Source organism: Bacillus sp. PPSBB_11 (assembly GCF_038023285.1).
GTDB classification, from domain to species: Bacteria; Bacillota; Bacilli; order Bacillales; family Bacillaceae; genus Bacillus; species Bacillus altitudinis.
The window spans coordinates 826,194-830,766 of record NZ_CP150633.1 but is presented as its reverse complement, the minus strand read 5'-3'; the positions used below and the strand labels follow the sequence as shown (position 1 = coordinate 830,766).

4 protein-coding genes are annotated in these 4,573 nt (G+C 49.3%); all 4 read left to right on the top strand.

Annotation, left to right across the window (positions count from 1 at the left end):
* The first annotated feature begins 148 nt into the window (after positions 1-148).
* The 4 genes from V7L95_RS04200 to V7L95_RS04185 all read left to right on the top strand — a co-directional run bounded on the left by V7L95_RS04200 (position 149) and on the right by V7L95_RS04185 (position 4,073).
* Positions 149-910, top strand: coding sequence for an ATP-binding protein (locus V7L95_RS04200; RefSeq protein WP_340968190.1), 762 nt, complete (start codon positions 149-151; stop codon positions 908-910).
* Positions 911-1,561 (top strand): hypothetical protein, encoded by a 651-nt coding sequence (locus tag V7L95_RS04195; protein WP_340968188.1) that lies wholly within the window; start codon positions 911-913, stop codon positions 1,559-1,561.
* Positions 1,558-2,949: a DnaB-like helicase C-terminal domain-containing protein gene (locus tag V7L95_RS04190; RefSeq protein ID WP_340968185.1), complete on the top strand. Its 1,392-nt coding sequence runs from the start codon at positions 1,558-1,560 to the stop codon at positions 2,947-2,949. The genes V7L95_RS04195 and V7L95_RS04190 overlap by 4 nt, the downstream gene beginning before the upstream one ends.
* 122 nt (positions 2,950-3,071) lie before the next feature.
* Positions 3,072-4,073: a toprim domain-containing protein gene (locus tag V7L95_RS04185; protein ID WP_340968182.1), complete on the top strand. Its 1,002-nt coding sequence runs from the start codon at positions 3,072-3,074 to the stop codon at positions 4,071-4,073.
* Positions 4,074-4,573: the final 500 nt, after the last annotated feature.

The following is a 4,573-nucleotide window of genomic DNA, read 5'->3' as shown; positions in this document are numbered from 1 at the left end:
ACGCAGACTTTCAAGAACTATAGCGGATACGATTTCACTCGAGACGGAATGTTTCCGAAGCCTCGCGTTAAAGGCGAAGATAAAAAGATGCGCTCAAAGCACGAACGGACTTTACGTAAACGAATTGACCGAAAGGAGGCGACTATGAATGACGAATGAATCACGGTGCCTACTCGCAAGCAAATGCGCCCAAGCCGGCGGCGTTAATTGTTCGAAACACTGCGAACTATACCTCGGCTTGCACGGATTAGATGGCGGAGGCGGTCGGTCGGGGGCGGCTGGTTTAGCGGAAGACTATCGGCTAGTGACGTTGAAGAACTCGCCGGCACGCGCTGATCAGCCTGGAGCTTATAAGGCGGCGGATACTTATGCGAAGACGTTTGAGCGTCAATTTGACGCCGAAGCCGAACGCATTAAATCGCTGTATTTATATAGCGCGAAATCAGGAACCGGCAAAACTACGACGGCTGCGGCTTTGCTAAACGAATACTTAACGGTTCATTACATCGGTGCCTTGAAGCGCGGCATACATCCCGACCAGCGTCCGGCGTACTTTCTCGATGTTAATGCGTGGCAAAACGAATACAACGAGTTTAATAGACCGCGAGTACCCGACGCAATCGCAGAGCCGGCAGCAAAACGTTATTATGCCGCGCTAGAAGCAGCAAAACGAGCGCCGTTCGCCGTCCTAGATGATATAGGAGTACGAGACGCAACGGACGGATTTCGCGGCGATTTACACACCGTAATTAACCGCCGCGTGACGAATCGTATGCCGACCGTTTACACGTCGAATATAAAAATGGCGGATCTACCGGAAGTATTCGGAGAAGCGAGGCTGGCGGATCGGATCGCCGACCAGTGCAAAGAAATCGTCTTCGCGGGCGGATCAAAAAGGAGGCGGCTGTAAATGAGCGGATTATCATTAACGGAAATTCAATACTTACGTGACCTACTCGTTGCGGATTCGTTGGCTAACGGAGAGGGTGCAGCCAAACTCGCTATCTTCGATAAACTTGATGCGCTTGAATTTGCGGACCATACGCCGGCTTATAAAACTGGCGACCTAGTTTCGGTCGAAGGCTATAAAGGACGCGTCTTCTACGTTGATTGCGCTCGCTACATCGAGGAAACGTCGAAAGAGGCCGTCTTTAACTTTATTGAATACGACTTATACGACGCAATAAATGGCGAATGGCTGGAGGCGTTCGAGGCCGACATGACGTTATTAGCTAACGCGCTTGTAGCGGAGGATTACTTGGCAGACTTCAACCTCGAAGACTATCCGCCGGCTAGAAGTACCGTTTATCTAATAAACTACGAAACGGAGGCGGATGATATGGCGGCAAAAGAACAGCCGAAAACACCGAGACAGCTCAGCGCGATTGAGGCGGAAAAGCGTAAGCAAGAACGTAAGGATGCGGCGGCACAAACCGATAACTTGCTCGATATTTACAACTGGAACAAGGCGCAGTATGACAAGACGGGTGACTTAGCGTTTAAAGCGAAGATGGACGAAGTAATGGAGAAACTGGCTGTCGAGGGAGCTGATCGCCGATGAGTTTCGGAACTAGTCTTTTATCGAAAGTAATCGAAGCGAACGACCCGTCGGCTTTATTGCGCTACGGCTTGACACGCAAGGATTTCCAAACGGACGGCGAACGGGCAGCCTTCGAATATATCAGCGACTATGCGGAAAAGAACGGGAATCAAGCGCCTACCGCCGAGATGGTAGCGACCGAGGTGCCGACATTCCAGCCGGAATTCAGTATCGACGCAACGTTCGAGTACCTGGCGCAGAAGGCGAAGGAAACGGCTGCGTTAAACGACTTTACCGAAATATTCAACGATAAGTACGGCGCCAACGGAGTCAAAAAAGCCGATTCGGAATTTATTCAGCGATTCAACCGCGCACAGGACGGAGGTAATCCGCAGGAATTTTTTGATTGGTTGACCGAAGTCGCGGAACGGAGTAAAATAAGAACAAGCGTTCGTAAAACGGTAGGAACAAACGTCGTGACAGACGTCGATAAGTTCCGAGCCGAATACGAAAAGCGGAAGGCTGGCGAGTCTTTCCGCATATGGAACAGCAAATTTCCAGCGCTTAATAAGGCGATAGGCGGATACGTCAGCTCGAACATGTACGTAGTTTACGGAAAGTCAGGGCGCGGCAAGTCGGCCATTACGCTTGAAGAATCGATTAATTGCGCAGTTCAAGGCGCGAATGTTCTTATTTGGTCGATGGAGATGGGATGGTTTGAGGTCCTCGTACGAATCTACGTATCACTTTCGGGTGATCAAGGCGTTGCTTTAACCGAAATCGACGGCCAGCAAATGGAAGCCGGCTTTGATTCGAGGGACGTCCGCCAAGGCAAGTTATCGGAAGAGTTCGAGGCGGGCTTTATGGAATTTATCGCGACATTGAATACACTAATAGCCGGGTCTATTACGGTGCGTGCCGTAGATGACAAGGACTTCGATTCTCGTTCGTTAAAAGACCTTAAAGCGGACATTGAACAAACGAATGCAGACGTGGTTATGATCGACCCGTTTTACTACCTCGACTACGAATCTAACTCGAATAAAACGACAGGCGGTGCGGCTGCCGATACGTCCAAAAAGATGCGCCGTTTAGCCGGTACGATGGACGTTGTCATTTTCGCCATTACACAAGCCGGAGAAGATGACGCGACTGAAGACGAGGACGGAAATCGTGAAATTAAGTTGCCGAAACGTAAGGACGTCATGAAAACGTCTGCCCTACTTCAAGACGCTGCTGTATTAATTCCGGTTGACACGAACGTACGGGAAGGCCGCGGCTTAATTGGCGTCAATAAGGGGCGAGATGGTGGCGAGGATGAAGTCGTAGAAATTGTATATCTGCCGCAAGTCGGACTAATCAAGCAAGTGGCGGCCGGAGAGACTGCGCTAGAAGAGTTCGGATTCTAGGTGAATGGTTTTAAATGGAACGACTACCATGAATTACACCGTAAATATCTGAATATTTTCGACAAATTGCGACGGAAAAACACATAAGAATAGTGTAATATAACGAAAGGAGTAGTATATACATGTCTATTCTTACGATCAATGGCGTCCCGACGGATGTTGATATTCGAGAAGAGTTAGAACAATACGAATGGGATCGTCCAACGTGGCACGCTGACCGTTTAACGGCGGCAAGCCCTTTTCGCGACGACCGAACTCCTAGCTTTTACGTATACTACGAGGATACGGATAACGCAAAGGCCGGATACTTTGGAGACAGTGGCACAGGCGAACGCGGCGGCTTCATTAAGTTACTTGCGTTCCTACGTGAAGAAACCGAAGAAGAAACGGTTTTGTACCTCGCCGAGACTTATGGTACTGGCGAAGGTACTGAACGCCTAAAACTCCGTGTTCCTCGTTTAAAAATCGTTGAGCCTAGGCGGCCATTAGCCGAGGATTTATTGGCGGACGTTAAAATCGGCCCCAGCGCTTACTTAACTAACCGCGGAATAAGCGAAGAAGTCCAGCGCAAAGCAGGCGTAGGTCTAACCGGACAAACGGTAGTGATACCGTGGCGGCTGCCTAATAAGCGCCTGGCAAACGTAAAATACCGATCGACCCGTAATAAAGTGTTTTGGTACGCAAAAGACGGATTGCCGATCCGTGAATTAATCTACGGAATCGAAACCGTTTATGCTGAGCGCGCCAAAGTAGCCGTGTTAGCAGAAGCTGAAATCGATGCGCATTCGTGGCGAACGGCGGGCTTTTGCGGCATTGCGACGGGCGGCAGTAAATTTTCCGACCGGAAGGCGGACATAATTGCGCAGTCGCCGATCGAATATTTAATAGTAGTATCTGACAACGACGAAGCCGGTGAGAAATTGCGGAAGGAGGTCGAACTAAAGATGCGCGGCAAAGTCAGGCTTGCGCACGGTTATATAACGGAAGGATTTAAGGATGCGAATGAATTATTGATGGCGAAAGGTGAGGACGCTCTTAAGCGAGTTGTTAGTCGTGCGGAGGCGGTAAGTATTAACGTGAGGTTCGGGAATATCCGAACTTTTGGTCGGCGGAGGTTGTCTTAACCCTCCGTGTTGCTACCGGATAAAGGACGCCAATTATATAAAGCTTCGACCGGGCAGTCGAGGCAGCGCGCAATAGAATACGCCATTTCAACGTTAGGGACGTTTCTAAGCGCTATGTAATCGGAAAGCTGCGTTTTTGAGATACCGACCATTTCTGCGAGTTGGATAAGCGTATAACCACGTCTATAACACAGTTCCTTTATCCGGCAATTGACGACCGAATACTGCGAGATAAACACCTCCGCAAAGCAAAATGACGCGCTTTACGAAGGAAATTATACCACATAACGTCGCCGATTCCATCGTCATTCGGGCGGATTTGGAAGAATACGGACAACCTTTTCGATAGGCACGTCCAATTCGAGGCAGACGGCTTCAATAGTCGATAAGCTTACGGGCTTGTCCTCGTTAATCTTTGTTACAAGGTTCCTATGAATGACTTTATCCCTTAGAATTCCAGTTGTTAATCCTCTTTCAGCCAGGTAAGTCCTAAGCGGTTC